31 protein-coding genes and 1 riboswitch are annotated in these 26,567 nt (G+C 73.8%); of the genes, 13 read left to right on the forward strand and 18 right to left on the reverse strand.

The window, feature by feature from the left end; translation table 11 throughout:
• Positions 1-8 precede the first annotated feature (8 nt).
• The 4 genes from QJ852_26580 to QJ852_26595 are packed head-to-tail and all read right to left on the reverse strand — an operon-like array spanning position 9 to position 4,961.
• Positions 9-1,658: a CocE/NonD family hydrolase gene (locus QJ852_26580; protein ID WGX96699.1), complete on the reverse strand. Its 1,650-nt coding sequence runs from the start codon at positions 1,656-1,658 to the stop codon at positions 9-11.
• 20 nt (positions 1,659-1,678) lie between these two features.
• The gene (locus QJ852_26585) at positions 1,679-2,308 is read right to left on the reverse strand and encodes a pyridoxamine 5'-phosphate oxidase family protein (GenBank protein ID WGX96700.1); all 630 of its coding nucleotides are present in this window, start codon (positions 2,306-2,308) and stop codon (positions 1,679-1,681) included.
• The gene (locus QJ852_26590) at positions 2,308-3,291 is read right to left on the reverse strand and encodes a PDR/VanB family oxidoreductase (protein ID WGX96701.1); all 984 of its coding nucleotides are present in this window, start codon (positions 3,289-3,291) and stop codon (positions 2,308-2,310) included. The genes QJ852_26585 and QJ852_26590 overlap by 1 nt, the downstream gene beginning before the upstream one ends.
• Positions 3,288-4,961, reverse strand: coding sequence for an amidohydrolase (locus tag QJ852_26595; protein ID WGX96702.1), 1,674 nt, complete (start codon positions 4,959-4,961; stop codon positions 3,288-3,290). The genes QJ852_26590 and QJ852_26595 overlap by 4 nt, the downstream gene beginning before the upstream one ends.
• Before the next feature lie 137 nt (positions 4,962-5,098).
• Here QJ852_26595 and QJ852_26600 point away from each other — a divergent pair, with 137 nt between their 5' ends.
• The 5 genes from QJ852_26600 (at position 5,099) to QJ852_26620 (ending at position 9,574) form a co-directional block, all read left to right on the forward strand.
• Positions 5,099-5,812 (forward strand): TetR/AcrR family transcriptional regulator, encoded by a 714-nt coding sequence (locus QJ852_26600; protein WGX96703.1) that lies wholly within the window; start codon positions 5,099-5,101, stop codon positions 5,810-5,812.
• Positions 5,813-5,831: 19 nt separating this feature from the next.
• Positions 5,832-6,040, forward strand: a riboswitch (cobalamin riboswitch).
• Positions 6,041-6,100: 60 nt separating this feature from the next.
• The gene (locus tag QJ852_26605) at positions 6,101-7,102 is read left to right on the forward strand and encodes an ABC transporter substrate-binding protein (protein ID WGX96704.1); all 1,002 of its coding nucleotides are present in this window, start codon (positions 6,101-6,103) and stop codon (positions 7,100-7,102) included.
• Positions 7,102-8,172, forward strand: a complete 1,071-nt coding sequence (locus tag QJ852_26610) for an iron chelate uptake ABC transporter family permease subunit (GenBank protein WGX96705.1) — start codon at positions 7,102-7,104, stop codon at positions 8,170-8,172. Before QJ852_26605 ends, QJ852_26610 begins: the two co-directional genes overlap by 1 nt.
• Entirely contained in the window at positions 8,169-8,945 is a 777-nt protein-coding gene (locus QJ852_26615; protein ID WGX96706.1) for an ABC transporter ATP-binding protein, read from the forward strand. Before QJ852_26610 ends, QJ852_26615 begins: the two co-directional genes overlap by 4 nt.
• Entirely contained in the window at positions 8,942-9,574 is a 633-nt protein-coding gene (locus tag QJ852_26620; GenBank protein ID WGX96707.1) for a (2Fe-2S) ferredoxin domain-containing protein, read from the forward strand. Before QJ852_26615 ends, QJ852_26620 begins: the two co-directional genes overlap by 4 nt.
• Positions 9,575-9,598: 24 nt before the next feature.
• Here QJ852_26620 and QJ852_26625 read toward each other — a convergent pair whose 3' ends face one another.
• The 7 genes from QJ852_26625 to QJ852_26655 all read right to left on the reverse strand — a co-directional run bounded on the left by QJ852_26625 (position 9,599) and on the right by QJ852_26655 (position 15,105).
• On the reverse strand, positions 9,599-10,228 hold the full coding sequence (locus tag QJ852_26625; GenBank protein WGX96708.1) for a hypothetical protein: 630 nt from the start codon (positions 10,226-10,228) through the stop codon (positions 9,599-9,601).
• On the reverse strand, positions 10,225-10,674 hold the full coding sequence (locus QJ852_26630; GenBank protein WGX96709.1) for a MarR family transcriptional regulator: 450 nt from the start codon (positions 10,672-10,674) through the stop codon (positions 10,225-10,227). The genes QJ852_26625 and QJ852_26630 overlap by 4 nt, the downstream gene beginning before the upstream one ends.
• 72 nt (positions 10,675-10,746) lie before the next feature.
• Positions 10,747-12,168 carry a cytochrome P450 gene (locus tag QJ852_26635; protein ID WGX96710.1) on the reverse strand — a complete coding sequence of 474 codons (1,422 nt, stop codon included), beginning with the start codon at positions 12,166-12,168 and terminating at the stop codon, positions 10,747-10,749.
• A complete protein-coding gene (locus QJ852_26640) occupies positions 12,168-12,659 on the reverse strand; it encodes a GNAT family protein (GenBank protein WGX96711.1) in 492 nt (163 codons plus the stop codon). Before QJ852_26640 ends, QJ852_26635 begins: the two co-directional genes overlap by 1 nt.
• Positions 12,660-12,664: 5 nt before the next feature.
• Positions 12,665-13,915 carry an MFS transporter gene (locus QJ852_26645; protein WGX96712.1) on the reverse strand — a complete coding sequence of 417 codons (1,251 nt, stop codon included), beginning with the start codon at positions 13,913-13,915 and terminating at the stop codon, positions 12,665-12,667.
• A 2-nt stretch (positions 13,916-13,917) separates the two neighbouring features.
• Entirely contained in the window at positions 13,918-14,496 is a 579-nt protein-coding gene (locus QJ852_26650) for a TMEM165/GDT1 family protein (protein WGX96713.1), read from the reverse strand.
• Between the two features lie 249 nt (positions 14,497-14,745).
• The gene (locus QJ852_26655; GenBank protein ID WGX96714.1) at positions 14,746-15,105 is read right to left on the reverse strand and encodes a metalloregulator ArsR/SmtB family transcription factor; all 360 of its coding nucleotides are present in this window, start codon (positions 15,103-15,105) and stop codon (positions 14,746-14,748) included.
• Between the two features lie 101 nt (positions 15,106-15,206).
• On the opposite strand from QJ852_26655, the gene QJ852_26660 reads away from it, so the two are divergent.
• On the forward strand, positions 15,207-16,529 hold the full coding sequence (locus QJ852_26660; protein ID WGX96715.1) for an NAD(P)-binding domain-containing protein: 1,323 nt from the start codon (positions 15,207-15,209) through the stop codon (positions 16,527-16,529).
• Between the two features lie 64 nt (positions 16,530-16,593).
• The gene (locus QJ852_26665; GenBank protein WGX96716.1) at positions 16,594-17,766 is read left to right on the forward strand and encodes an MFS transporter; all 1,173 of its coding nucleotides are present in this window, start codon (positions 16,594-16,596) and stop codon (positions 17,764-17,766) included.
• 15 nt (positions 17,767-17,781) lie between these two features.
• Here QJ852_26665 and QJ852_26670 read toward each other — a convergent pair whose 3' ends face one another.
• Positions 17,782-18,474, reverse strand: coding sequence for a helix-turn-helix domain-containing protein (locus tag QJ852_26670; protein WGX96717.1), 693 nt, complete (start codon positions 18,472-18,474; stop codon positions 17,782-17,784).
• Positions 18,475-18,521: 47 nt separating this feature from the next.
• On the opposite strand from QJ852_26670, the gene QJ852_26675 reads away from it, so the two are divergent.
• Together QJ852_26675 and QJ852_26680 are read left to right on the forward strand one after the other, a co-directional pair.
• Positions 18,522-19,241 carry an aquaporin gene (locus QJ852_26675; GenBank protein WGX96718.1) on the forward strand — a complete coding sequence of 240 codons (720 nt, stop codon included), beginning with the start codon at positions 18,522-18,524 and terminating at the stop codon, positions 19,239-19,241.
• A 13-nt stretch (positions 19,242-19,254) separates the two neighbouring features.
• A complete protein-coding gene (locus tag QJ852_26680) occupies positions 19,255-19,662 on the forward strand; it encodes an arsenate reductase ArsC (protein ID WGX96719.1) in 408 nt (135 codons plus the stop codon).
• Here QJ852_26680 and QJ852_26685 read toward each other — a convergent pair.
• Positions 19,659-20,663, reverse strand: coding sequence for an enoyl-CoA hydratase/isomerase family protein (locus tag QJ852_26685; GenBank protein ID WGX96720.1), 1,005 nt, complete (start codon positions 20,661-20,663; stop codon positions 19,659-19,661). The genes QJ852_26680 and QJ852_26685 overlap by 4 nt on opposite strands.
• Positions 20,664-20,756: 93 nt before the next feature.
• Here QJ852_26685 and QJ852_26690 point away from each other — a divergent pair, with 93 nt between their 5' ends.
• The gene (locus QJ852_26690; GenBank protein ID WGX96721.1) at positions 20,757-20,975 is read left to right on the forward strand and encodes an amphi-Trp domain-containing protein; all 219 of its coding nucleotides are present in this window, start codon (positions 20,757-20,759) and stop codon (positions 20,973-20,975) included.
• An 18-nt stretch (positions 20,976-20,993) separates the two neighbouring features.
• Here QJ852_26690 and QJ852_26695 read toward each other — a convergent pair whose 3' ends face one another.
• Together QJ852_26695 and QJ852_26700 are read right to left on the reverse strand one after the other, a co-directional pair.
• Positions 20,994-21,230 carry a hypothetical protein gene (locus QJ852_26695; protein WGX96722.1) on the reverse strand — a complete coding sequence of 79 codons (237 nt, stop codon included), beginning with the start codon at positions 21,228-21,230 and terminating at the stop codon, positions 20,994-20,996.
• A 104-nt stretch (positions 21,231-21,334) separates the two neighbouring features.
• Positions 21,335-22,168: a sigma-70 family RNA polymerase sigma factor gene (locus tag QJ852_26700; GenBank protein ID WGX96723.1), complete on the reverse strand. Its 834-nt coding sequence runs from the start codon at positions 22,166-22,168 to the stop codon at positions 21,335-21,337.
• A 44-nt stretch (positions 22,169-22,212) separates the two neighbouring features.
• Here QJ852_26700 and QJ852_26705 point away from each other — a divergent pair, with 44 nt between their 5' ends.
• Positions 22,213-22,833 carry a hypothetical protein gene (locus QJ852_26705; protein WGX96724.1) on the forward strand — a complete coding sequence of 207 codons (621 nt, stop codon included), beginning with the start codon at positions 22,213-22,215 and terminating at the stop codon, positions 22,831-22,833.
• 3 nt (positions 22,834-22,836) lie between these two features.
• Here QJ852_26705 and QJ852_26710 read toward each other — a convergent pair whose 3' ends face one another.
• Positions 22,837-24,318: a SulP family inorganic anion transporter gene (locus tag QJ852_26710; GenBank protein WGX96725.1), complete on the reverse strand. Its 1,482-nt coding sequence runs from the start codon at positions 24,316-24,318 to the stop codon at positions 22,837-22,839.
• 68 nt (positions 24,319-24,386) lie between these two features.
• Between QJ852_26710 and QJ852_26715 the strand changes: the two genes are divergently transcribed.
• Entirely contained in the window at positions 24,387-24,758 is a 372-nt protein-coding gene (locus QJ852_26715) for a MerR family transcriptional regulator (GenBank protein ID WGX96726.1), read from the forward strand.
• 26 nt (positions 24,759-24,784) lie between these two features.
• Here QJ852_26715 and QJ852_26720 read toward each other — a convergent pair whose 3' ends face one another.
• Both QJ852_26720 and QJ852_26725 read right to left on the reverse strand, forming a co-directional pair.
• Positions 24,785-25,225 carry a carboxymuconolactone decarboxylase family protein gene (locus QJ852_26720; protein ID WGX96727.1) on the reverse strand — a complete coding sequence of 147 codons (441 nt, stop codon included), beginning with the start codon at positions 25,223-25,225 and terminating at the stop codon, positions 24,785-24,787.
• Between the two features lie 77 nt (positions 25,226-25,302).
• Positions 25,303-25,788, reverse strand: a complete 486-nt coding sequence (locus tag QJ852_26725; GenBank protein WGX96728.1) for an Rrf2 family transcriptional regulator — start codon at positions 25,786-25,788, stop codon at positions 25,303-25,305.
• Between the two features lie 110 nt (positions 25,789-25,898).
• Here QJ852_26725 and QJ852_26730 point away from each other — a divergent pair, with 110 nt between their 5' ends.
• Positions 25,899-26,504: a TetR/AcrR family transcriptional regulator gene (locus QJ852_26730; protein WGX96729.1), complete on the forward strand. Its 606-nt coding sequence runs from the start codon at positions 25,899-25,901 to the stop codon at positions 26,502-26,504.
• The last annotated feature ends 63 nt before the right edge of the window (positions 26,505-26,567 follow it).

Here is a 26,567-nt window from a genome sequence, read left to right on the forward strand (position 1 = left end):
AGGACGGCTCAGAGCGCCGTGACGACGCTGAGCTGGAGGTGGGTGTGGCCGGCGCCGAGTCGCAGGCGGTGACGGGTGGACTGGGTGGACACGGCGTCCCAGGGGCTCTCGCCGGTGCCGGGATGCGGTGCGTAGAGCGGGAAGTCGCTGGCGCTGACCTGGAGCCGCAGCCGGTGTCCGGGCCGGAACCGGTAGCCGGTCTCGCCGAGGTCGACGACGCCGCCGGCGGTCCCCTCGACCCGGCGCTGGCCGCGCAGCACCAGCCGGGTGGTGCCGTCCGGAGCGACGTCGTGCAGCTTGACGAAGACGTCGGTGCTCGGGCCGGCGACGTCCAGGTCGACGACCGCGTGCACCGGCCCGGCGAGATCCAGCGGCTCGGACAGGGGGGCGCCGGTGAAGGTGAGCACGTCCGGCCGGTCGTGGACGACGCTCTCGTCGGGGTACTCGATGAGGAAGGTGAAGGAGTCGACGACGGTCGACGGCACCGGGTCGGCCGGGTCGTGCACCCACTCCGCGTGCTCGGCCGCCCCCGGGGCGGCCTCGAGCGCACCGCCGTCGGCGGACGCGGTCGCCGCGGCGCCGTCGGCCGGGTAGAGCCGCAGCGTCGAGGCCGTGGCCGGCGGCCACGCGTCGGCGGTGCGGATGCCGAGGTGCCCCTGCCACCAGGTGGCGCGGTCGATCCCGCCCTCGCGGCCCCGGACGTGCACGTCGAAGAAGTCCAGGGTGCGGCCCAGGTAGCGCGGCAGCATCGCCTGTAGGACCGCCAGGTCCAGGCCGTGATTGCGCTCGAGCGGGACCGGCGCGTCGTCGAGGTGGAAGGAGTAGTGGTCGCAGGCGTCGGCGTCGAGGTAGGCGTGCTCGCGCCAGGCGGGCTGAGCCAGCTGCTCGCGGTAGTCCTGCATGGACAGGTCGAGCAGGTTGTCGAACCAGCCGACCCGGTGCAGCACCGGGACGGGCCGGGCGGCGAAGGGCGGCCGGGCGGCCAGCTCGGGCGTCGCCGGGCCGCCGGAGAGCACCCGGTCGAGGATCTGCGAGCGGGCGCCGATCGCCGAGAAGGCGGACTCGAAGAGGTCGCGCAGCGGACGCACGGTCCAGTCGACCTCGTAGTCGTAGGCGGCGTTGTCCACCCAGTGGTGCGCGAAGTAGTTGGCCTGGTAGAGGCTGGTCGCCCGCTGCTGGGGTGCGCCACCGCCCCACGATCCGATGGCCATCCCGGTCACCCGCGGCGCGATCGCCCGCAGGGCGGGGTGCCCGCCGGCGACGCCGGCCCACTGCGTGTAGCCGTGGTAGGAGTCGCCGACCATGCCGACCGTGCCGTCCGACCAGGCCTGGGCCGTGACCCACGCGAGGGTGTCGTAGGTGTCCGCGACCTCGTTGCGGAACGGGTAGGTCTCGCCCTCGGAACGGAACTTGCCCCGCACGTCCTGGACGACGAGGACGTAGCCGCGGTCGAGGTAGTGGGGCGCGATCTGCTCGATGGCCATCCACGCGCTGTTCTTGTCGTACGGCAGCCGGCAGAGCACGGCGGGATGGCGGCCGGGCCGGTCGGGCAGGTAGACGTCGGTGGCCAGCCGGATGCCGTCGCGGGTACGCACGAGGTGCTGCTCGGCGACGTCGCTGAGGGGGGCCGGTTCGATCCGGGTGAAGGGCAGGGACATGCGAAGTGCTCCGGTTCTGGTCAGAGGTTGCGCTGATAGTCGTCGGCGAGGTCGTCCTCGAGGAGGGCGGCGGTGATGCCCTCCATCCCGATGTGGGCGGCGGCGATGACGCCGCCGCTGGGCAGGAGCGCGGCCAGCTCCTGGCGTTCGCTCTCCCACAGGCCGCCACGGAGGTTGGCCTTGCCGCAGTGCAGGTAGGCCTGCTCGACCTCGATCACCGTGGCCAGGGACGGGACCCGGCCGCGGGCCTCGAGCATCGGCATCAGCTGCGGGTCGTCGCTCGGGTAGGCGCGGCCGTTGACGCGGAGCGTCTCGGCGTACCCGGGGACGAGGAAGAGCATGCCGATGGCCGGGTCGTGGCAGATGTTGGTGAAGGACTCGGCGAGCTGGTTGCCGGGGCGGTCCGGCAGGACCAGGGTCCGCTCGTCGAGGACCCGCACGAAACCGGGGTCGTCACCGCGCGGCGAGCAGTCGGCCAGGCCGTCGGGACCGACGGTCGCCAGGACGCAGTACGGCGAGTGCGCGACGAAGAGCTGGCAGTAGGGATCGAGATGGTCGAGCACCTTGGCCTCGATGGCCGGGTCCGGGTGGCCGACCAGCTCGCGGACCCGGGCGAGGTCGACGCGGCGGGGGCGGGTACGCACGGTCATCAGAGCTCCAGCTCCAGGTGTGGGGTGAGGGCGCGGGAGACGCAGGCCGCCATCACCCGCGGCGCCGTCCGGTCGGCCAGGCCGACGTGGTCGCGGTGGTCCGGCTCGCCCGCGCGCACCACGACCTCGCAGGTGCCGCAGAGTCCCTCGCGACAGGACCCGGCGACGGGGAGGCCGGCGGCGGCGAGCACGTCGAGGAGCGAGCGGTCGGCGTCGACGTGCAGGTCCAGGCCGCTGCGCACGCACCGGACGTCGAAGGGCTGTCCCGGCGGGGCCTCCGTGCCCGGGGCCCGGAACCGCTCGCCGTGGAAGGCGAGCCCGGCCCGCTCGGCGCAGAACTCCTCGAGCGCGTCCATCATCGACGTCGGTCCGCACGCGTAGACCCGGGCCTCCCCATACCGGCGCAGGTGGGCGTCGAGGTGGCCGGACAGGTCGAAGCGCCCGTCCGCGCCGGACGCCCACACCGTGCTGCGCACCGTGCTCGGCCCGACGGTGGGCTCGGGCGCGTCCAGCCGGGTCACCCGGTCGACGAACGCCATCGTGGCGCGCTCGCGGCCCACGTAGGCGAGGGTCCACGCGATGCCGTCGGCCTCGGCGCGACGCACCATCGGGAGGATCGGCGTGATCCCGATCCCGCCGGCGACGAAGGCGTAGGAGGCCGCCGGCAGCAGGTCGAAGTGGTTGCGCGGCGCGGAGATCCGGACCCGCTGGCCGGGCCGGAGGAAGCGGTGCACGTAGTCCGAGCCGCCCCGGCCGCGCGGGCAGTGCCGGACCGCGATCCGGTAGCGGACGTCGACCGGGTCGCCGCACAGCGAGTACTGGCGCTCCAGGCCGGGCAGCAGCCGGATCGTGACGTGGGCGCCCGGGGTCCAGGCGGGCAGCGGCGGCCCGTCCGGCAGCGGTGCCAGCGCGACCGCGACCACGCCGTCGGCCTCCCAGCTCAGCTCGGCGACGACGACCTCCAGCTCCTCGGGCGTGCTCATGCATACTCCCGCGCGTGCACCCGGCGGCCCGCGACGAAGGTCTCGTCGACGGCGGCCAGCGCGATCTCGTCGTGCCCGCCCTGGAAGGGATCGCGGTCGAGGACCACCAGGTCGGCGTCCCGGCCCGGCGCGATGCTGCCGAGCGTGTCCTCCAGGTGGTTGATCCAGCTGGAGCCCGCCGTGTAGGCGGCGAGCGCGTCGACCAGGGTGAGCCGCTGATGCGGCGTGAGTGGCGCGCCGTCGGAGCCGCCGGGCGCCATCCGGTTGACGGCGACGTGGATGCCGAGCATCGGGTCGGCCGACGAGACCGGCCAGTCGCTGCCGGCGACCAGCATCGCTCCGGCGGCGCGCAGCTGCTGGAACGGGTACTGGCGCTCGGTCCGCTCGGGGCCGAGGAAGGGCGCGGTGAGGTCGGACATCTGCGGGTCGAGGTGCGCCCACAGCGGCTGCATGTTCGCGGCGGCCCGCAGCGAGCGGAAACGCGGGATGTCGTCGGGGTGGATCACCTGGATGTGGGCCAGGTGGTGCCGGTTGTCGCCCCGGTGACCTCCGGGGACCGAGGCCGGGCGGGTCGCCCGAGCCCGCTCCACCGCGTCCAGCGCCTCCCGGACGGCGCGGTCGCCGATGGTGTGGAAGTGCGCCTGGAAACCGAGGTGGTCCACCGCGCCGACCCCGGCGGCGAGCTCCCGGGGATCCAGGTAGCTCAGCCCGCTGCCGGGCGAGGCGCCGTCGCCCGTCCCGAGATAGGGCGCGAGCATCGCCGCGGTGAAGTTCTCGCACACGCCGTCCTGCATGAACTTCACACTGGTGGCGCGGAACCGTCCCGAGCCGGTGCCCGCACGGCGCTCGAGGAGCTCCTCGACCTGGTCGACGCCCCGGGTCGGGTCCCACCACTGGGCCCCGACGACCCGGGCGACCAGGGTCCCCGCGGCCTCTGCGCGGCGGTAGATGTCGTAGGTGTCGGGATAGTGCAGGTAGGCGCCGACCAGGGCGTCCTGCCAGGAGGTGATGCCGAGCTCAAGCATCCGGCGCTGCCCGAGCTCCAGGGCCCGGTCGTGGTCGGCGGCCGTCGGCGCCGGGGTGTGCCGCGCGACCAGGTCGGCGGCCGCCTCGTGCAGTGAGCCGGAGGGGGTGCCGTCGGGCTCGCGCTCGATCCGGCCGCGCGGCGGGTCCGGGGTCGTCGCGGTGACACCGGCCCGGCGCAGTGCCTCGGTGTTGACCCACGCGCCGTGCCGGTCGCGGTTGATGAGGAACACGGGCCGCTCGGCGCAGACCCGGTCCAGCTGTTGGCGGGTCGGCGTCCCGTCGGCGAAGTGGTCCATCGACCAACCGCCGCCGACGATCCACTCCTGCTCGGGATGCGCGACGGCGTACCCGGCGATCCGGTCGAGGCACTGCGCGGCGTCCTCGGCGCCGGCGAGGTCGCACTGCTGCAGCTCCAGGCCCGCGAAGACCGGGTGCGCGTGGGCGTCCACGAAGCCCGGCACCAGCAGCCGGCCGCGCAGGTCGACGACCTCGGTCCGCGGACCGGCGAGCTCCCGCGCCGCCTGATCCCCCACGGCCAGCACCCGCCCGCCGGCGACGGCGACCCCGTCGCTGAAGGAGCGCGCCGCGTCGGCGGTGAAGACCGGACCGCCGACGAAGACGGTGTCGGCGTGGAGCTGGGGCATCGGGAGGTCCTCCTGGGTGGTGGTGGAGAGGAGTACAGCGCGTCGCGGGACGCTAAGTCAATACCTTTGACTAAGAGATTGACTGAACCGCCGGCCTGCGCGCCGGACGCGCGGCGGCGGGTGGCATGATGCGGCCCGTGAGCACACCGAAGGCCTCCGGCGAGGCCCGGCGACGCCGGCTGCCCCGCGGCGCGCTGACCCCGGAGCGGATCGTGACCGCGAGCCTCGCCCTCCTCGACGAGCAGGGCCTCGCCGCGTTCACGATGCCGCGTCTCGGGCGCACCCTCGGCGCCGACCAGACCGCGGTGTACCGGCACTTCGCCAGCAAGGACGACCTGGTGCTCGCCGTCGCCGATCGGCTGCTCACCGAGGCGTTCGAGGACTTCGAGCCCGCCGTCGACGACTGGCGGGGCACCCTCGTCGACGTGTGCCAGCGGGTCCGCACGACCTACGTCAGCCATCCCGCCGCCGCCGTCCTCAGCGGTCCGCGGATCACCACCGGGTCCTCGGAGATGAAGGCTGCGGACGCCGTCGTCGGCGCCCTGCGCGCGGCCGGGATCCCCGACCCCGAGGTCGCGCTGTACTACCGCGTGATCGCCGACTTCGCGCTGCTGTGGTCCGGCGGACTGGCCGGCTTCCGGATCCTCGACGAGAGCATCCAAGAGGCCGAGCGCACCACCTGGGCCACCGCCTACGCCACGGCGCCCGACCAGTTCGGCAACCTGCACTCCATCAGCGGCGATCTCGACCGGATCGAGAGCGAGCAGGTCTTCGACACCGCCCTGGAGCTCCTGCTCGACTCCATCGCCGCGCGGGCCGCCCGCGCCCGGACCGGGCGCGGCACCGCCTGAGTCTCCGGGAGGCCCGCGTGCTAGCGTCCGCCTCGCCAGTCGTACTCACGAAAGTCGTGGGTCAGGGAACCCGGTGAGAGTCCGGGACTGACGCGCAGCGGTGAGGGTGACGGGCGGGGCAACACGCCACTGGCGATGGACGGCAGACACTCGGCCGACCGGACCTGGGAAGGCGCTCCGTCCGGTCGATCCCGAGTCCGAAGACCTGCTGGCCGTGGACCCTCCCGGGTCCGCGTCACCCACCCATCAGGCTTCGCGCACGAGCCTCGGACCGAAAGAGTGACCCCGATGATCAGGCCGTCCCGTCGTACCCGGATTCGCCCCACCCTGCTCGCCGTCCCGCTGACCCTCTCGATCGCGCTCGCCGGCTGTGCCGGTGCTCCCGAGCCGGAGCGCAAGGAGGCGACCGACGACGCCTTCCCCGTCCGGGTCTCCAGCTGCGGCTTCGACGCCACCGTCCCCGCGCCGCCGGAGCGCGCGGTGTCGATGAACCAGGGCGCGACCGAGGTGATGCTGGCGCTCGACCTCGCCGACCGCATGGCCGGCAGCGCATACCTCGACGACGCCATCCCCGAGAAGTGGCAGGACGCGTACGACGAGGTCGAGGTGCTCTCCGCGGAGTACCCCGACAACGAGACCCTGCTCGCCGCCGAGCCCGACTTCGTCTACGCCTCCTATCTCAGCGCCTTCGACGCGGACGCCGCCGGCCCGCGCGAGGAGCTGGCCGAGCTCGGCATCGCGTCCTACAACTCGCCGTTCGGCTGCGGCAAGGGCCACGACCGCGTGGAGATCGCCTTCGACTCCGTCTGGGACGAGATCGCGACCGTGGCCGCGGCGTTCGGCGTACCCGAGCGCGCGGCGGCGATCCAGGAGGAGCAGCAGGCCGCGCTCGACGACCTCGCCGACCGGCGACCGGGGGCGGACCGCACCGTGTTCTGGTACGACTCCGGCGAGAAGACCGCGTTCGCCGGCGCCGGCCAGGGCGGTCCGCAGCTGATCCTCGACGCGGTCGGCGCGACCAATGTGTTCGCCGACCTGGAGGGCAGCTGGGCCGACGTGAGCTGGGAGCAGGTCGTCGCGGCCGACCCCGACGTGATCGTGGTCGCCGACGCGAGCTGGTCGACCTCCGACGACAAGATCGCGATGCTGGAGAAGGACCCGGCGCTCAGGGACCTGCGCGCCGTCAAGGCGAAGGCGTACGTCGTGCTGCCGTTCTCCGAGTCCACGCCCGGCGTCCGGCTGGCCGACGGCGCGGTGTCCGTCGGCGAGCAGCTGAGCACGCTGGGCTGATGCTGCAGCCCAGCCGGTCGACCCGGCCGGCGCGGAGCCGGCCGGGCACCGGGCTCCTGGTCGGCGCGGCGCTGGTCGTCGCCCTGGCCGTGAGCCTCGTCGTCGCGGTGGGGATCGGGTCCGTTCACGTCCCCGCGGGCGACGTGCTCGACGTGGTGCTGCGTCGGCTCGGAGTCCCTGTCGACAGCGTCAGCGTCATCGACGACAAGATCGTGTGGCAGCTGCGGATGCCCCGGATCCTCGGCGCCGCGGCCACCGGCGCGGGACTGGCGCTGGCCGGCGCGGTGCTGCAGTCGCTGACCCGCAACGACCTCGCCGACCCCTATCTGCTGGGCATCTCCGGCGGCGCGACCGTCGGCGCGGTGAGCGTGATCGTGCTCGGCGTGAGCGTGGGCGGGCTGGTCGGCGGCGCCGCCCTCGGGACGGCAGCCTTCGTCGGCGCCCTGGTCGCGCTGGCGCTCGTCCTGACCCTGGCCACCGGCCGCACCGGGGACCTGCCGCCGGCCCGCACCGTGCTGGCAGGCGTGGCGATCGGGCAGATCTGCGCGGCGTACACCTCCTTCGCGGTGATGATGAGCGGCGACCACGATGCCGCGCGCCGGGTGCTCGCCTGGACGATGGGCTCCCTCGCCGGCGTGCGCTGGCACAGCGCGACGGTGCTGCTCGTCGTCGCGCTCGTCGCCCTGGTCGGGATCGTCGCGTGCGCGGCGGACCTGGACGCGTTCGCCTTCGGCGACGCGTCGGCCGCCTCGCTCGGCGTCTCGATCCGGCGTACCCGCTGGCTCCTGCTCGTCGGTACGGCGCTGCTGACCGCGTGCCTGGTCGCCTACACCGGGGCGATCGGCTTCGTCGGGCTCGTGGTGCCGCATGTCGTCCGGCTGATCTGCGGACCGTTGCACCGGCGGCTGCTGCCCCTGAGCGCGCTGGCCGGCGCGGTGCTGATGATCTGGGCCGACACCGCGGCCCGATCGCTGGTCGAGGGGCAGGAGATCCCCATCGGCGTGGTGACCGCCGTCCTCGGTGCTCCGCTGTTCGCCTACCTGCTGCGGCGCGAGTCGAGGGCGCGATGAGGCTCGCGGCCGAGGGGCTCTCGTGGGGTGTCCGGGCCCGCACGATCCTGCACGACGTGTCGGTCTCGTGCGCGCCGGGCACCGTCACCGGCCTGCTCGGGCCCAATGGGTCGGGGAAGACGACCCTGCTGCACGCGATGGCCGGGCTGCGGCGTCCCACCGCGGGCACCGTGCTCCTCGGCGACGACGACGTGCACCGCCTCCCGGCCCGGGCCCGCGCCCAGCGGATCGCGGTCCTGGAGCAGCATTCCGCGACCGGGTTGCCGCTGACCGCGCGACAGGTCGTCGAGCTGGGCCGGATCCCGCACCGCGGGCGCTGGCCGGCGGCGCGCGAGGAGGGCGCGGTCGAGGTGGCCGAGGCGATGCGGCAGTGCGGGGTGACCCATCTCGCCGACCGTGACTGGCAGACCCTGTCCGGCGGCGAGCGGCAGCGGGTCCAGCTCGCCCGCGCCCTCACCCAGCAGCCGGCGGTCCTCATGCTCGACGAGCCGACCAACCATCTCGACCTGTCCCACCAGATCGACCTGCTGGCCACGGTCCGGGCCCTCGGCCGGACCACGCTCGCGGCCCTGCACGACCTCGACCTGGCCGCTGCCTTCTGCGACCGGCTCGTCGTCCTCCAGGCCGGCCGGGTGGTCGCCGCCGGCCCCCCGGAGGAGGTGCTCACCGCGGAGCTGGTCGACCGGGTCTACGGCGTCGAGGCCACGGTCGGGCGTCACGACCACTCCGGGCGGCTGCACGTCGTGTGGCACGACGCGAGGGCGGCCCGGTGAGCCGGGCGGTCGTCCTCGTCCCCCTGGGCGTCGACGCCGCGCGTCACGCCGAGGAGCTGCGCGACGTGGCCGCCGCGACCGGCTCGTCGCTCGCCTTCCTCCAGGCCGGTACGCCGAGCCTGGCCGACGAGCTCGACCGGCTGGCCGCCGCGGGAGCGCGCCGGATCGAGCTGGTGGGCCTCGGGCTCGGTGCGCCGACGGCACGCTCCTGGCTGCGCCGGGTCGCCGGGGACTGGCGTCGGGCGAACGACGACGTCGAGCTCGTCCTCACCGGCCGCGCGGTCACCGGCGGCGAGGCGCCGCTCACCTCGCCGGCCTGGGAGGACGTGCCCGGCCACGCCCGGCAGGTCCTGGTCTGCCGGGGGCCCCGGTGCTCGGCCCGCGGCTCCGCGGCCACCGCGACCGCGCTCGACGCCGAGCTGCGCCGGCGCGGCCTGGGCGACGACGACGTGCTCGTCACCCAGACCGGCTGCCTGTTCCCCTGCAACCAGGCGCCGGTGCTGGTCGTCCACCCCGACGACGTCTGGTACGGCGGCGTCCGGCCCGGCGTCGTACCGGACCTCGTCGACGAGCACCTCGTGGGCGGTCGGCCGCTCACCGAACGGAGGCTGCCACGGGCGGGGGCCTGACCGGACGGCCCCGGACGCTCGGGCTCAGCGCACGCCCGGCTCCTGCTCGGCGCGCTGCAGCAGCCGCACGACCTCGCGCGGCTCGTCGACCCAGAACCCGACCCGGTCGACGACCCGCTCGCCGTCGTGGGTGGCGAGCGCGGTCGGCCCGGCGAGGGTCAGCTCGACATTGGTGCGGTTGCCCGGCCCGACGAGCAGGAGTCCGTCCTCCTCGTGGACCGAGCGGATCATGCCCTCGAACTCGTGCTCGACGCCGCGGATCCGCGTGATCGCCGCCCGCGGCACGTCGACCCGGAACCGTGGGCCGTTGCGGATCGTGATCCGGTCGGGGAGCAGCAGGTGGCGACGGACGTAGAACGAGCCGGCCATGCCCAGCATCCACAGCGCTCCCCAGAGCCCGACCACCAGCAGCGGGATCCGGATCACGTGCGCCCAGGGGGCGTCGACGGTGCGCAGCACCAGCTCCAGCGCGACCACCTCGACGAGGGAGCCGAAGATCCACAGCCACATGACCGGCGCGGTCAGTCGGCCGTAGCCGATCTGCACCGCCCCCGCGGGCGCGTCGGGGCGCCGGGCGATCCAGCGCCCGAGGCTGCGCCAGATCGCCAGCTCGACCAGGACGAGGTCCGTGAGGAGACGCCAGCTGCGGTTCATGACTCGATCTCCTCCATCAGGGCGGTGAAGCGGGCGATCGTGACGTCGAGGACGGCGGCGAAGTCAGCCAGGCGCGCGGCGGGCAGGTCGTCGAAGAGCTGCCGGGCCAGGTCGTCGTAGCTGTCCTGGTTCTCCTTGATGACGGCGTGCCCGGCGGCCGTCGGGGTCACCAGGGTCGCCCGCCGGTCGGTCGGGTGCGGCTCGCGGGTGACGTGCCCGGAGGCGACCAGGCCGTCGACGAGGCCGGTGACGTTGCGCGGGGTGACGTCCATCGCCGCCGCGAGCCGCTGCTGCGTCGTCGGACCGCCGAGCCCGAGCTGCCACAGGAGGTGGATCCGCGGCGCGGTGAGCCCGGACTCCTTCTCGTAGCGGCCCAGGTCGCTCGAGATCAGCAGCGAGAGCTGCATCAGCCGGTCGATCGCCCCGCGGGGGGTGGCCTTCTCCATATCGTGAAGTTACTACATCATTACGTCACTTCACAAACTGCGCGAGCAGGCGACCTGCTCGGCCCGATCGCGTCACTGCCGCAGCGCCGCCACCCGGACCCGGCCGCCGCGCCCGGGGATCATCGTCACGTTGCGGTGGATCGGCCGCTCCGGTGCCGCGGCGTCGACGACCAGGTCGGCCCGCCGGGCGATCTCGGCGACGACGATGCGCAGCTCCTCCATCGCCAGCGCGGCACCCAGGCAGCGGCGGGTGCCGCCACCGAACGGCAGCCACTCGTGGGCACCCGGCCGTCGGCCCAGGAAGCGCTCGGGCGCGAACCGGAACGGGTCCGGGTAGAGGTCCGCGCGGTGGTGGAGCAGCAGGATGCCGACCAGCAGCCGGCTGTCGGGAGGGACGACGACGTCGCCGAGGCGCCACGGCACCCGCACCCGGCGCCCGATGAGCGGGACGACCGGACGCACCCGCATCGACTCGGTGATGACGGCCTCGAGGTAGCCCTCCGGGTCCGCGCCGGAGCGCACCACGTCGCGCAGCCGGTCGTACGTCGCGGGCGTGCGCAGCAGCCGCTCGAAGGTCCAGGCGATGGTGTTGGCGGTCGTCTCGTGCCCGGCGAGCACCAGGGTGAGCAGCTCGTTGCGCAGCTCCCGATCGGTCAGCGGCGCACCGTCCTCGTCACGGACGTCGAGCAGCAGGCCGAGGATGTCGTGCCGGGTGCCGGGCTCGTGCTCCGCACGACGCGCCGCGATGACGTCGTACATCGCGCGGTCGAGGCGGCGCACCACCCACTTCTGCGGACCGACCGACTCCTCGCGGTCGAGGTTGAGCAGCTCGGCGAACTGGGCGAGCGGTCCCACGGACAGGCGCAGGGTCTGCCGGACGACGTGACGCAGCCGGGCCTCGGCCGGCGCGGCCGCGTGGTCGATGCCGAAGACGCCGCTCATGATCACGTCGAGGGTGATCGCCTGGGTCGTCGCCGCGAGGGGGAATGCGGTGCCGGGCTCCCATCGGTCGAGATGGCGGCCGGTCGCGGCGACGATCTCGTCGCGGTAGCGGGTGATCGCCTCGCCGTGGAAGGAGGGCATCATCAGCTTGCGCCGGCGCCGGTGCTGCTGGCCGACGGCGGTGAGCACCGAGAGCCCGACGATCGGGCGGACCGGGGACTCCCCCGCCAGCGACGGCGCGACGTCCGGGTCGGCCGCGAACAGCGAGCGCACGTGCTCGGGGTGCCGGGTCACCACGACCGGCTGTCGGTCGAGCAGGCTGACGAAGGAGAACGACTCGCCCCGCTCGGCGCCGGCGAAGAACTCGCCGCCCAGGTCGGCGGTGATCCGCAGGCTCTGCCGCAGTCGGTTGGGGTGGCCGACCGGAGGCGCGGCCGCACCCGTCGCCCCGGCGGGGAGCGGGCCCGCCGGCGACGGGTCGGGGACGAGCGGGTCGAGCCCACCGCCGACGGCCGGCCGCGCGTACCAGGGATCCGGGCGGCCGCGGCGCATCAGGCGTCCCGGTCCGCGCGCAGGATGCTGTAGGAATAGCAGTCGTGGAAGGCGCCGTCGCGCCACTGCGCACCCCGCACCGTGCCCTCGCGGGTGAAGCCGGCCTTCTCCAGCGCCCGCTGCTCGGCGAGGTTCTCGACGTCGGTCGTGGCCTCCACCCGGTTGACGGTCGTGTGCCGGAAGAACAGCTCCACCAGCGCCCGCTGGGCCGCCGTGCCCGCGCCGCGCCCGCGCGCCTCGGGGCGCAGCCAGATGCCGATCATCGGGTTGCGCGACTCCGGCATCGGGCCCCACTGCTGCCAGATCCAGCTGACGCTGCCGAGCAGCAGGCCGTCGGCGGCGTCGCACACCGCCATCCCGCCGAACTCGCGCAGCACGGGCGAGTACGGCTCGGTGCGGGGCGGGCGCGGACCGAAGTCGTCGTACGGCGCGTCGCCGCCGGCCAGCAGCGGCAGGTCCTCGGCCACGACGGGGCGCAGCACGATCTCCATGTCCCTCATCCCCTTCGGGTGGTCCTCCACAGCAGCACGGCCGCGGCCAGCTGCAGCGCACCGATCACGACCGCGAGGAGCCTGACGTGCCCGTCGACCAGCGCACCGGCGAGGACCCCGCCGGCCAGCGCGCCGATGCCCTGCACGGCCGCGAAGACACCGTACGCCGTGGCCCGGCGTCCGGCGGGGACGAGATCGGCGACGTACGCCTTGACCGTGGAGTCCTGGACGCCGACAGCAGCGCCCCAGACGACCACGCCGGCCAGGACCGGGCCCAGCCGATCGGTGAACACGCACAACGGCACCGTCGCGACGAGGACCGGGACGACGAGCAGTACCCGACCGCCCCAGCGGTCGAACAGCCCCCCGGTCGCCAGCGCGGCCACCGCCTCGACCGCCATCGCCAGGGCGTAGACGAGCGGGACGGCGGCCGCGGCGACCAGGCCGGCCTCGACGAAGCGGTAGGACATCACGCCGAAGGTCATCAGGCCCGCGGTGGTGAGCGCGGCGGCCAGCGAGAACAGGTGGAACGCGCGCGGGAGGTCCGCGCCGACCGCGGCGGCGCGGACCTCGGCCCACGCGCTGCGGACCGGCCGGTCGCCGGGCTCGTCCTGCTCGGGCTCGGCCCGGGTGGCGATCGGGGCGCGGCGGCGCAGCTGGGCGAGCAGCAGCATCGCCAGGGCGCCGGGGATCGCGAGCACGGCGAAGCCCGGCCAGAGCAGGCCGGTGAGGGCCGCGATGCCGGCGAGCAGCAGCGGTCCGGAGAAGGCCCCGACCTGGTCGAGCGCCTTGTGGACCGCGAACCCCTTGCCCCGGCCGGTCGAGGTCGCCATCCCGGCCAGCAGCGCGGACTTCGCCGGGCTGCGCACCGCCTTGCCGGTGCGCTCCAGCACGATCAGCGTCGCCGCGACCGCCAGCCCGGCGCTGCCGAGGAAGGGGGTCACGGCCAGCAGCGGCACGCACACCGCCGTCATGGCGTACCCGACGACAGTGAGCCGCCAGTGTCGTCGGCCGCGGTCCGCCCACGGCCCGGTGACCAGGCGCAGCACCAGGGCCACGGCCTCGCCGGCGCCGGTCACGATGCCGACGGTCAGCGCCGACGCCCCGAGACTCCCGAGGAAGGGGCCGGCCATCGCCCGCATGCCCTCGTAGACCATGTCCGCGGCCAGGCTGACCAGCCCGAACGCGAAGACCGTGCGCCACGGCGTCCACGCCGGGCGGGGTACGCCGGCCCGCGCCGACGACGGTGAGGTCACCCTCAGATCCAACCAGCCCCACTGACGATGAGCAGCAGGCCGAACAGCGCGAAGAGCGCGGCGGCGCCGTACTTGATGACACGCTCGGGCAGCTTCCGCCCGAGCACCGCGCCGACGCCGATCGCGAGGGCGTCGGCGGCGACCATGCCGACGGTGGAGCCGAGCCAGGTGCCGAACCAGCCCTCCTGGGTGGCCAGGGTGATGGTGGCGAGCATCGTCTTGTCGCCCAGCTCGGCGAGGAAGAAGAAGACGCCGACGACCAGGATCGCGCGGCCGGTCGCGTTGGCCGCCTTGCGCTCGTCGGCCTCGGTCAGCTCGTCGCCGCGCAGCGTCCACAGCGCGAAGCCGAGGAACGCGATGCCCGCGCACACCTCGATCGTGCCCTGGTAGTCACCGAAGGCATCGCCGATGGCGTACCCGATCCCGACCGACGCGAGGTGCACGATCGCGGTCGCGGCGGTCAGGCCGATGAGTACGTCGCGGGCGCGGTAGCGGGTGGCGAAGGTCATCGCCATCAGCTGGCTCTTGTCGCCGAGCTCGGCCACGAAGATGACCGCGGTGCTCAACAAGAAGGCGTACATCTGGTTCCTCTCCGGCGCCCGGCCGGAGGAACCCGTCGCGATCGACGTGCCTTCGACCAGGCACGTCCATTCGTCAACGGGTCGCGCAACTGGTCGAAAGTCTCGTCCGCCACCGCTGCCGGTGGCCCGCTGCGCCGGGCCCGCGGACTGCACGGGCCAGTGTGTCGACACAACTGTTGAGGACTACTCCCCTTCGTTGCCCGCCATCCTACGACGCCCCCCGCCCGCGCGCCCCATCGGGAGGCGTCCTCAACCTCCGGCGGGAGCGAGGGCCGCCGCCAGGGAGCGCAGGACGTCGGGCGCGACCCGGTAGTAGGCCCACCGGCCGCGCTGCTCCCGGCTCGCGAGCCCGGCCTCGACGAGCAGCCGCATGTGGTGCGAGACCGTGGGCTGGCTGAGCCCGACCGGCGCGGTCAGGTCGCAGACGCACGCCTCGCCGTCGGGCGAGGCGGCGATCAGGGAGAGCAGCTTGACCCGGGTGGGGTCGCCGAGCGCCTTGAACATCCGCGCCAGCAGCTCGGCGGTCTCGTCGGCGACCACCCCGCCGGTGACGGGCGAGCAGCAGGCGACCAGGTCGGCGGGTTGGATCACCGGCAGCGAGGAGGCCATGGCGCCATCCTGCCTCATCCATTGACATTTGTCGATGGATTCGTCAGGCTGACGCATCGAAGAACATCGATGCATTAGCATCCCTGAGTGGAGGAGCAGTGATGAGTGACCTTCCCGTGGTGGTGATCGGCGCCGGCCCGCAGGGGCTCGCCGCGGCCGCCCATCTGCTGGAGCGCGGCGTGGAGCCGCTGGTCCTAGAGGCCGGCGACGGCCCCGCGTCCGCGGTGGCGGAATGGGCGCACGTACGGCTGTTCTCGGCGTGGCCGGAGCTGGTCGACGCCGCGGCCGCGCGGCTCCTCGGGACCATCGGCTGGTCGGCACCTCCGACGGGCTACCCGACCGGGGCCCAGTGGATCTCCGGCTACCTCGCCCCGCTCGCCGAGGCACTCGGCGACCGGGTCCGGTACGGCGCGCGGGTGAGCGGAGTCTCCCGCCGGGGCCGCGATCGGCTGGTCGACGCCGATCGGGCGGCGCAGCCGTTCACGATCCACGTCGTGGACCCGGCGGGCACCGAGTCGCGCATCGAGGCCCGCGCCGTGATCGACGCCTCCGGCACCTGGCGTCGCCCGAACCCGGCCGGCGCCGACGGACTTCCCGCCCTCGGGGAGCGTGCCGCCGCCGACCTCCTCGCCCACCAGGTCCCCGACCGCTCGCAGCCCGAGCGGTACGCCGGGCGCCACACCGTGGTGCTGGGCGCGGGCGACTCCGCCTTCAACGCGATCCACGAGCTGGTCCGGATCGCCGAGGCGGCTCCGGGCACCCGGATCACCTGGGCCATCCGCCGGGTCGTGAGCGCAGGCACCTTCGGTGGCGGCGCGGCCGACGAGCTCCCCGAGCGCGGCGCTCTCGGCCAGCGGGCACGGAAGGCGGTCGAGTCCGGCGTGGTCGAGCTCGTGACCGGCTTCCGCACGGCGGCGATCCGCCCGGAGGACGGGCGCGCGGTGCTGGTCGACGAGGACGGCCGGGAGCTCCCCGCCGCCGACACGGTCGTGGTGCTGACCGGTTTCCGCCCCGACCTGTCGTTCCTGTCCGAGCTGCGCCTCGATCTCGACCCGACCCTCGAGGCCCCCCGTCGGATCGCGGCCGAGATCGACCCGAACCTCCATTCCTGTGGCTCCGTGCGCGCGACAGGTGCCGCGGATCTGGCCCAGCCGGAACCGGACCTCTACCTCGTCGGCATGAAGTCCTACGGCCGGGCACCGACCTTTCTCGCCCTCACGGGCTACGAGCAGGTCCGCAGCGTCGTGGCCGCGATCGCCGGCGATCACGAGGCCGCCGCGCGGATCGAGCTGGTGCTGCCCGACACGGGGGTGTGCGGCGGCGCGGGTGTGTTCGACGACCCGGACGGGGCGGGGGGCGGATGCTGCGCCCCGGCGGCGCTCCCGGAGGTGCTCGAGATCGGACGGGCTCCTGTCGACGTCTGACGCCCCTTCCCACCCCCGCGGAGTCCTGGCCACGCTGTGCGTCACGGTCACCGTCGCGTACGGCGTGCTCTACTACGCCTTCGCCGTCCTCGCCACCGGGATCGCCGCCGACACCGGGTGGTCGGAGACCGCGGTGACGGCGTCGTTCTCCGCCGGAAGCCTGTTCGGTGCCGTGGCCGGCATCGCGGCGGGCCGCACGCTCCAGCACCGCGGCCCGCGCGTGGTGATGGCGACGGGCAGCGTCGTGGGAGCAGCAGGCGTCGCGGTGGTCGCCGGCGCGCCGTCCCTGCCGGTCTTCGCCGCCGGCTGGCTGGTGGCCGGCGCCGGTAGCGCCGGCACCTTCTATCCGCCGGCCTTCGCGGCCCTCACCCACTGGTACGGCGCGCGACGGGTGCAGGCGATCACGACCCTCACCCTCGTGGCCGGGTTCTCGTCGACCGTCTTCGCGCCGTTGACGGCCGCTCTCCAGGACCTCGCCGGGTGGCGGGTCACCTATGTCGCCCTCGGCGTCGTCCTGGCGGCCACCGCCCCCGCCCATGCCGTGGCCCTGCGCCTGCCCTGGCATCCCGGCGCTCCGGACCCGGCGGCGACGACCGCCCCGCCGGAGTCGGAGCGGTCGGCGTCGGACCGGGGCGTCCTGACCAGCCGCACCTTCGTGGTGCTGACCGCGTCCGGTGCCCTGATGTCACTGGTCATGTACGCCTCGCTGATCCATCTCGTCCCGCTGCTGCAGGACCGTGGCGCGGGCGTCCAGCTCGCCGCCTGGGCGGTCGGCCTCAGCGGCGCCGGGCAGGTCGCCGGCCGTCTGCTCTACCCGGCCCTGGACCGCTGGATGGCACCCAACCCCCGGGCCGCGACGATCATCCTGGTCCTGGCCGTCGCGGTGCTCGCCCTCGCCGCCGTCCCCGGACCGGTGTCGGTGGTGATCGCGATCGCCGTCGTCGCCGGCGCCGCCCGTGGGCTCTTCACCTTGATCAGCGCCACGGTCGTCAGTGAGCACTGGGGTCCCGAGCGGTACGCCGCGCTGAACGGGGTCTACAACGCCCCGCTCGGCGTGGCCGCCGCCCTGGCTCCGGCGGCCGGCGCGGCGATCGCGACGTGGACCGGCAGCACCACCGGCCTGTTCGTCACGCTCGGCTGCCTCGGCGTGGTGGCCGCGGCGCTGAGCGCCGTGGCCGGCGGCGCACCTCCGGTCGGCCGCGCGTGGAGCCGGCGCGGTCGCTCCGCGCACAGCTAGCCTCGGGACCCGGATTCAGCCGGATCCGGGATCACGCAGGAGCGGCGCGAAGCGGCGGATCCGGGTCGCGAGGTCGTCGTGCGCGCGTTCGAAGGCGGCACTCGTCCCGACGGCGACCGGGTCGGGGACCGACCAGTGCACCGGAGCCGAGCCGCCGACCTCCTCGTGAGCCCGGTCGCAGACGGTGACGACCAGGTCGTCCGCCACCAGCGCGGGGATGATCTCGTCGAGACGCCGCGGGGCGACGTCGGGCAGCTCCAGGTCGTGCCGCCGGGCGACGGCCAGGGCGCCGCGCGCGACCCGCTCGGCCGGATGGGTCCCGGCCGACGTGGCCGGGATCGGGCTGGCCCGGCGCCACAGCGCGACCGCCAGGTGGGAGCGGGCGGTGTTGGCGGTGCACACGAAGACGACCCGGCCCGGTGTCGCGAGCGCCGGCACGCCGGGGGCGACGTCCGGCTCGGCGGCCAGGCGCCAGTAGCTGCGGCGCCCGTCTCCCTCGGAGGGCCGGCGCGCGATGACGCCCGCGCCCTCGAGGATCTTGAGGTGGTGGGCGAGCAGGTTGGACGGGGTGCCCAGCCGCGCCGACAGCTCGGACGACGCGGCGTCGCCGATCGCGAGCAGGTCGACCACCTGCAGGCGGGTCGGGTCGGCGAGCGCGGCATGGACCGCGACCCGACGCGCCAACTCGGCATTTGACTCAGTGTTCATTGCCTCAATATTGACTGAGCGATCTCGGGCCGGTCAAGATGTGCGACGTGAGCCCGCCCCCACTGTCGCGCCGCCTGGCGGCCGAGTTCCTCGGCACCGCCCTCCTCGTGGCCGTCGTGGCCGGCTCCGGCATCGCCGCGGAGACGCTCTCTCCCCACGACGTCGGCCTGCAGCTGCTGGAGAACTCCACCGCGACCGCGCTCGGGCTGACCGTGCTGATCTTGTGGTTCGGGCCGGTCTCGGGCGCGCACTTCAACCCCGTCGTCTCCCTCGCCGACTGGTTCCTCGGCCGCCGGAGCGGCGCGGGCCTGTCCCTCGCCGAGGTCGTGGCGTACGCCGCGGCCCAGGTCGCCGGCGGGATCGCCGGTGCGGTGCTGGCCAACGTGATGTTCGAGGTCGACCAGGGCCTCTCGGACAAGGACCGGCTCGGCAGCGGCCCTCTGGTGGCGGAGGTCGTGGCGACCGCGGGGCTCGTGGCGCTGGTCTTCGCGCTCGCCCGCACCGGCCGCGGAGCCCTGGCCGCGCCCACCGTCGGCGCCTACATCGGGGCGGCGTACTGGTTCACCAGCTCGACGTCGTTCGCCAATCCCGCCGTCACGATCGGCCGGGTGTTCACCGACACCTTCGCCGGCATCGCGCCGGGCTCGGCGCCGACCTTCGTCGGCATGCAGCTCGTCGGTCTGCTGGTCGGGATCGCCGCCACGCTCGCGCTCTATCCCGACGCCGGCGACCGGGCCGACGACGTCGTCGTTCCGCACCGAGACTGATCCAGGAGATCCCATGACCACCTCAGAACCGCGCCCGACCGTGCTGTTCGTCTGTGTCCACAACGCCGGCCGCTCGCAGATGGCTGCGGGCTGGCTCCAGCACCTCGCCCGCGACCGGGTCGAGGTGCTCTCGGCCGGCTCACAGCCCGCCGACCTGATCAACCCGGTGGCCGTCGCCGCGATGGCCGAGGTCGGCATCGACATCGCGACGGAGCAGCCGAAGGTGCTCACCGAGTCGGCCGTGCGGGAGGCCGACGTGGTCGTCACCATGGGCTGCGGCGACGCATGCCCGTTCTTCCCCGGCAAGCGCTACGAGGACTGGGCCCTCGACGACCCGGCGGGCCAGGACCTCACCGCGGTCCGGCCGATCCGCGACGAGATCCGACGCCGCGTCGAGGCCCTGCTCGCCGAGCTCACCTAGCTCGGGACCGGAGTACTCCACCGCGGCGCGTGGTCCTTGTCGACCAGTACCGCCCGCACCCCCTCGACGAAGTCGTCGCTGGCGATCATCTCCCGGGCGGTCTCCAGCTCGGCCCGCAGGCACGCGTCGAGCGAGCGGCCGCGCCCCTCGACGAGCAGCCGGTCGGTCACCGCGAGGCTGTACGGCGACGCCGCGTCCAGGGCCGCGCGGGTCTCGTCGGCCCAGGCACCCACGGCACCCGGCGACCCGGTGAGCCGGTCCAGGCGGGTCCGGATCCCAGCCAGGTCGGGGGCGCTGAACACCCACTCCAGCTCGGGGCGCACGGGGGCCAGCCGGCCGGCGTCCCCCGGCTCGTCGGGGGCGAGCTCGCGCAGCAGCTGCTCCAGGGGACCGTCGTAGGCGACGATCAGCTCGGGCAGCCGGGCCAGGTCGGTGGCCGAGCAGGCGTGGGTGGCGAGGCCGAGCGCGAGTGCGTCGGCGGCGCCGATCCGGGCGCCGGTGAGGCCGAGGTAGCGGCCGGTGTGGCCGGGCAGCCGGGGCAGGAAGTGCGAGCCGCCGACGTCGGGGAAGAAGCCGATCCTGGTCTCCGGCATCGCGAACGACGCCTCCGGGGAGACCACGACGAAGGTGCCGTGGACGCTGAGGCCCATCCCGCCGCCCAGGCAGATCCCGCCGACCAGGGCCACGACCGGCACCGGGTAGCTGCCGAGCAGCGCGTTGACGGCGTACTCGGTCTCGAAGAAACGCAGGCTCTCGTCATGCCGGCCGACCAGGGAGTTCTCCCGGACCCGGCGGATGTCGCCGCCGGCGGAGAACGCCCGCTCCGAGGCGCTCTCCACGATCACCGCGCGGAGACCGGCGTCGCGCCATTCCTCGAGCGCAGCGCCGATCCGCTCGACCATGCCGAGGGTGATCGCGTTGAGGGCGCGGGGACGGTCGAGCACGATCCGGCCCACCGGCCCGAGCCGTTCGATGCGTACGTCGTCGCCCGGGTCCACCACGGACCGCAGTCTCCCAGAGGCGTCCCGGACCACCCGTCCGAGGGCGGCTGGGTACCGTTCACGACGACGTACCGACCAGCCCGAGGAGCCCCCGTGGACGACCTGTTCGAGATCGACCAGACCCAGCGCCTGCGCCGCGAGGAGGCCGCCGCCCGGCTCCGGGCGCTGGCGGACTCGCTGGAGCGGCACAACAGCGTGACCTTCGAGCGCGAGGGCCGCCGGATCACCGTCGACGTCCCCGACGAGGTCGAGCTCACGGTGGAGGTCGAGATCGGCGAGGAGAACGAGCTGGAGGTCGAGCTCCGCTGGTGACCCGGCGGCCGGCGCCGCTCAGTCCTCGGGCAGCTCGGCGTAGGCCGCCTTCATGGCGTTGTACCAGCCGAGGGACTTCTTGGGGTGCAGCCAGCGGTACTTCATCTCCTGTCGTGCCTGCTGGTGCGCCTCGTCCCCGGCCTTGACGACCTCCTTGAGGTGCTTGTCCTGGGCGACGATCACCTCGTCCGCGTCCTTGCCCTGGTGCGCGAGGTCGCAGGGGCCGCCGAGCTGCCGGCAGGTCATGGTCTTCATCCGGATTCCTTCCTGTGGTCCTTGTCCTCATGACGTACGCCGGGCCGCGCGTGTGACCGGTCGGCGCGATCCTCTTCGCATCGATGCCGGGATCGGCTCCCGGGTCAGCGCCGGCGCGGCCCGTCGCGGCGGACCACCCGGGCGAGCACAGCGGGCTCGGCCCGGAAGTCGATCCGGCGCACGAGGCCGTCGGCGACCGTGAAGTCGAAGACGACCCTCGCCACGCCCCGGTCGAACCAGGCCGAGCCGGGCCGCGAGCCCAGGTAGACCGCCAGCGCCGCGTGGGCCGCACCGTCGAAGAAGGTGGCGATCTCCCGGCCGCCCGCGATGCGCCGCGGCGTACCGATCACCACCGCGGCGTCGTCGCCGGCCACCACCGCGTCCGGTGCGAGCAGCTGGACCAGGCGGGCGAAGTCGCCCTCGCGCGCCGCGGCCATGAAGGCGTCCACGACCTCCCAGTCGGCCAACGCGTCCTCGGATCGGGGCTGCGCCACCTTGCTCCGGGCGCGCGAGGCCAGCTTGCGGGCGGCGACCGGAGTGACGTCCAGCAGCGTGGCGATGGTCGGGAAGTCGAAGCCGAAGCTGTCGTGCAGGACGAACGCCACCCGCTCGCCCGGGCTGAGCCGGTCGAGCACCACCTGCAGGGCGATCCCGACGGTGTCGGCGAGTGCGACGTCGTCGGCCGGGTCGGGCTCGACCTCGACGAGCTCCACCTCGGCGACGGGCACCGGCGTACGGGCCCGCAGCCGGTCCAGGCACAGCCGGGTGGTGACCGTCGTCAGCCACGCCGGCAGGCTCTCGATGGCGGCGGCGGTGCCGTGCAGCCGCAACCACGCCTGCTGGACGACGTCCTCGGCCTCGCCGGCGTCACCCAGGACGTGGGTCGCCAGTCCCACCAGACGTGGCCGCTCCGCCTCGAAGCCCTCGGTCCGGTCCATGGCCGCCAGCCTTCCACGTCGGGCCACGTGCGAGGCTGACCCCCGTGAACGGGCAGCAGCTGGCGCAGTGGCTCGAGGACCTCGCCCTGGCCGACCACCTCGGCGCGGCCGGGCTGCCGACCTTCGAGCGCGACCTCGGCGGCCTCGCCCGCTGGCGCGATCCCGGCACCGGCGCACCGCTGACCGACGAGCAGCTCGCCGACCTGGACCGGCTGCTCCACCAGGACGGCGACGACCCGGCGCACGCGGTCCCGCTCGCGCTGGTGCAGCTGCGCCGCCGGGCCCAGGTCCGCGCCGGGCTCCTGGCCTCGCCGACCCACACCTATGCGAGCCTCGCCGAGGTGCGCGGGGTGTCGGAGAACGCCGCCCGGTTCGCCGTTCACAAGGCGGCCGAGCGCGGCGCGCTGCTCGTGGTCCCGCACGACGGCGGCGTACTCGTCCCGTCCTTCCAGCTCGGCGACGACGGCCAGGTGCGGCCCGAGCTGACGGCCGTCCTCGAGCCGCTCCTCGCCTCGACGATGGATCCGTGGCAGGTGTGGACCTGGCTCACCCAGCCGGCCGGGCTGCTCGGCGGACTGGTCCCCCACGAGGCCGCGCGCGACGCCGACGAGGCACCGATCGTGCGCCATGCCGCGGTCCGGCTGGCGGAGCGCGCGCACAGCTGATCGTCAGTGGCTGGGCAGTTCTCCGCTCAGTCGGCGGTGCCGCGCGGCGCTGGAGTCGTTCAGGCCGGTGATGGTGACACTCTTGTCCTTGCGTTCGTACGTGGTGGTGATGGCATCGAGTGCCGCGACGGTCGACGCGTCCCAGATGTGGGAGTCGGACAGGTCGATCACCACCCGGTCGGGGTCCTCCGCATACTCGAACTGGGTGTAGAGGTCGTTGCTGGAGGCGAAGAACAGCTCACCGGTGACCCGATAGACCGCCATGACCCCGCGCTCGTCCTCGACCAGCTCACGATGGGTCTCGGTGAGGTGGGCGACCCGTCGGGCGAAGAGGGTCATCGCGACGAGGACACCGACGAGGACACCGATGGCCAGGTTGTGGGTGAGTACGGTGACCAGCACGGTGGAGACCATCACCGTCGTCTCGGACCGCGGCATCCTGCGCAGCGTGGCGGGCCGGATCGAGTGCCAGTCGAAGGTGCCCACCGAGACCATCACCATGACCGCGACCAGTGCCGCCATCGGGATCAGCGCGACGACGTCGCCGAAGCCGACGACGAGGACCAGCAGGAAGGTTCCGGCGAGGAAGGTCGACAGTCGCGTCCGGGCGCCGGAGACCTTCACGTTGATCATGGTCTGGCCGATCATCGCGCAGCCGCCCATACCGCCGAAGAACCCGGTGATCACGTTCGCTGCGCCCTGGCCCATCGCCTCTCGGGTCTTGTCGGAAGGCGTGTCGGTGATGTCGTCGACGAGCTTCGCGGTCAGCAGGGACTCGAGGATCCCGACGAGTGCCATCGCCAGGGCGTAGGGAGCGATGACCTCCAGGGTGTGCCAGGCGAACGGGACGTCGGGGAGGAACAACTCCGGGAGGCTGTCGGGGAGGTCACCCTCGTCGCCCACGTCGGGGACGTCGATCGCGGCCACGATCGTGAACGCGGTCAGGGCGACGATCGCGACGAGCGGTGCGGGAATGACGTTGGTGACGCGGGGGAGGCCGACGATGACGGCGATGCCGGCGGCGATCATCGGATAGACCGCCCACGGTACGTCGACCAGGTGGTCGAGCTGCGCCTCGAAGATCAAGATCGCGAGCGCGTTGACGAAGCCGACCATGACCGAGCGGGGGATGAACCGCATCAGCTTCGCGACTCCCGCGACCGCGAGGGCGATCTGGATCAGACCGCCCAGGAGCACGGTCGCGATCAGGTGGTCGTAGCCGTGGTCGCGCATGACCGGCGCGACCACCAGCGCGACCGCGCCCGTGGCTGCCGAGATCATGGCCGGCCGGCCGCCGAGGAAGGAGATGGCGACCGCCATCGTGAAGGAGGCGAACAGGCCGACCCGCGGGTCGACGCCGGCGATGATCGAGAAGGAGATGGCCTCGGGGATCAGCGCCAGCGCGACGACGAGGCCGGCGAGAACCTCGGTGCGCAGCAGGCGCGGCGACCGGAGCGCGGCGCGGACGGTCGGCGAGTCGGTCACGGTCAAGGGACCCTACCCTCACGTTACGTGAGAGTTGGTATCGCGACGCCGTGCGAGAGGATCGGCGCATGATGCAGATCGGCGAGGTCGCCGCCCGGACCGAGCTGTCCCTGCGCAGCCTGCGGCACTGGGACGAGGTCGGCCTGCTGCGGCCCTCCGGCCGCTCCGAGGGCGGCTTCCGGCTCTACACCGAGGACGACGTCGAGAAGATCCTGGTCATCCGGCGGATGAAGCCGCTCGGCTTCACCCTCGACGAGATGAGCGCCGCCATGCGGGACCTGGAGGCGCTCCGGGACCCGGCGGCCGCCGACCGCCACCCCGCCGCGCGGTCCCGGCTGGACGCGGTGCTCGGCGACGCCACCGAGCGCCGGGCCCGCCTGGTCAGGCAGCTGGCGATGGCCGACGAGTTCCTCGACCAGCTCGCCCGACAGCTCGCCTGACCCGGCGCGGCCATGGGTCGGACCGGTCAGGCCGGCGCACCCTCCGGCTGGAGGTGGGTGGTGACACCCGCCATGTTCCAGGTGTTGATGGTGCCGACAGCCACGATCAGATCGGCCCGACGCTCCTCGCCGAGCAGGCGGCCGGCCTCGTCCCACAGGTCGTCGCCGACCACGCCGATGCCCCCGGTCAGCGCCTCGGTGAAGGCGAGAGCCACCCGCTCGGTCTCGTCGAAGAACGGGCTCTCCTGCCAGGCCGCGACGCCGTGCAGCTTGCGGCTCGGCGTACCGCGCCGCTCCAGGTCGGTGGCGTGCATGTCGACGCAGTAGGCGCAGCCGTTGAGCTGCGAGGCGCGCAGCTTGACCAGGTCGTAGAGCACCGGGCCGAGCGCCTTCTTCATCCGGGCGTCGAGCGCGAGTAGCGCCTGGAAGGTCTCCGGGGACGCGTCGCGGATCGGGGTGCGGGTCATGGCGGTTCCTCTCAGTAGTGGACATTTGATATCCAGTTTTAGGGTGAACGGTGGACCCGGTGGGACCCGGCCGTCGGTCAGGCGCGGGCGAAGTGTCGTCGTACGTCCGCGGCGATCCGCCGCGGAGTGGCCTCGGCGAGGTCGAGGATGGAGGTCGCCGCGAGCTCCCGGCGCCAGGCGAGCTCCGCCCCGCGCATGGCATGGGCGATGCCGCAGGGCTGGGCGAACTCCCGGGCGGGCCGGCCCTCGCTCAGTCCGCGCCGCCGGATCTCGGTGCAGGCGAACGCGTCGTCGGGGCCCTCGATCGCCGCGACGACGTCCATCAGGGTGATCCGATCGGCCGGCCGGGCCAGCCGTACGCCGCCGCGCTTGCCGGGCACGGACTCGGTGATGCCGGCGCGGGTGAGGGCCTGGACCTGCTTGACGAGGTAGGGGGCCGGGAGGTCGTAGACCTCCGCCAGCCGGGCCACGGGGACGGGGACCGGCTCGGCCTGCTCCTCCTCGAGCCAGTGCAGCAGCACGCAGACATGGGCGGCCCACTCGACGCCCTCGTTCATCCGCATGGTCCCCGCCTCCCTTTATCTGGACATAGAGTATCCATGTATCGCGGGGCCGCGCAACGGCGGACCGGGCGGAGGTACGGTGCGGGGAGTCGAGCAGGACGGAGCAGGCGGTGGCGTACGTCAGGGCAGCGGACCGGCAGGCGCAGGTCGTCACCGCGGCGATCCGGGTGCTGGAGTCCGTCGGGGTCGCCGGTACGACGATGCGCGCGGTCGCCGCCGAGGCCGGGGTCCCGCTCGGCACCCTGCACTACGCCTTCCCCTCGCGCGACGAGCTGCTCCGGGCCGTGATCGTGCGCGTCGTCGACGACATGTCGGGCGCGCTGCGCGAGGCACTCGACCTCGAGCGGGGCGTCGAGCACGCGCTGCGCGACGGCATCCGCTCCTTCTGGGCGATGCTGCTCGACGGGGGCGGCGGGGTGCAGATCCTGCAGTACGAGCTGGCGATGTACTCGGCGCGCAGCGATGCCGCCGGCGGGCTGGCCCGGCTCGAGTTCGCGCGCTACACCGATCTGCTCACCGAGCTGTGCGCGGAGGCCGCGGCCAACGCCCGCGAGCGCTGCGCCGTCGCGCCCGACGTCCTGGGCCGACTGGTGCTCGCGGTCGTCGACGGCCTGGTCCTCCAGCACCTCGCCAACCCCGACCCGGAGCGCTCGGAGCGCGATCTCGGGCACGCGCTCGACATGCTGGTGGCGCTCGCCGCGCCGACCCCGCGCTGAGTCCCGCGCCGCCTCCGGGCGCCGCCGCCTCTTGCGTCCGGTCGCGGGGACGCCTACCTTGGC

It is taken from the genome of Nocardioides sp. L-11A (assembly GCA_029961745.1).
Classification (GTDB): domain Bacteria; phylum Actinomycetota; class Actinomycetes; order Propionibacteriales; family Nocardioidaceae; genus Nocardioides.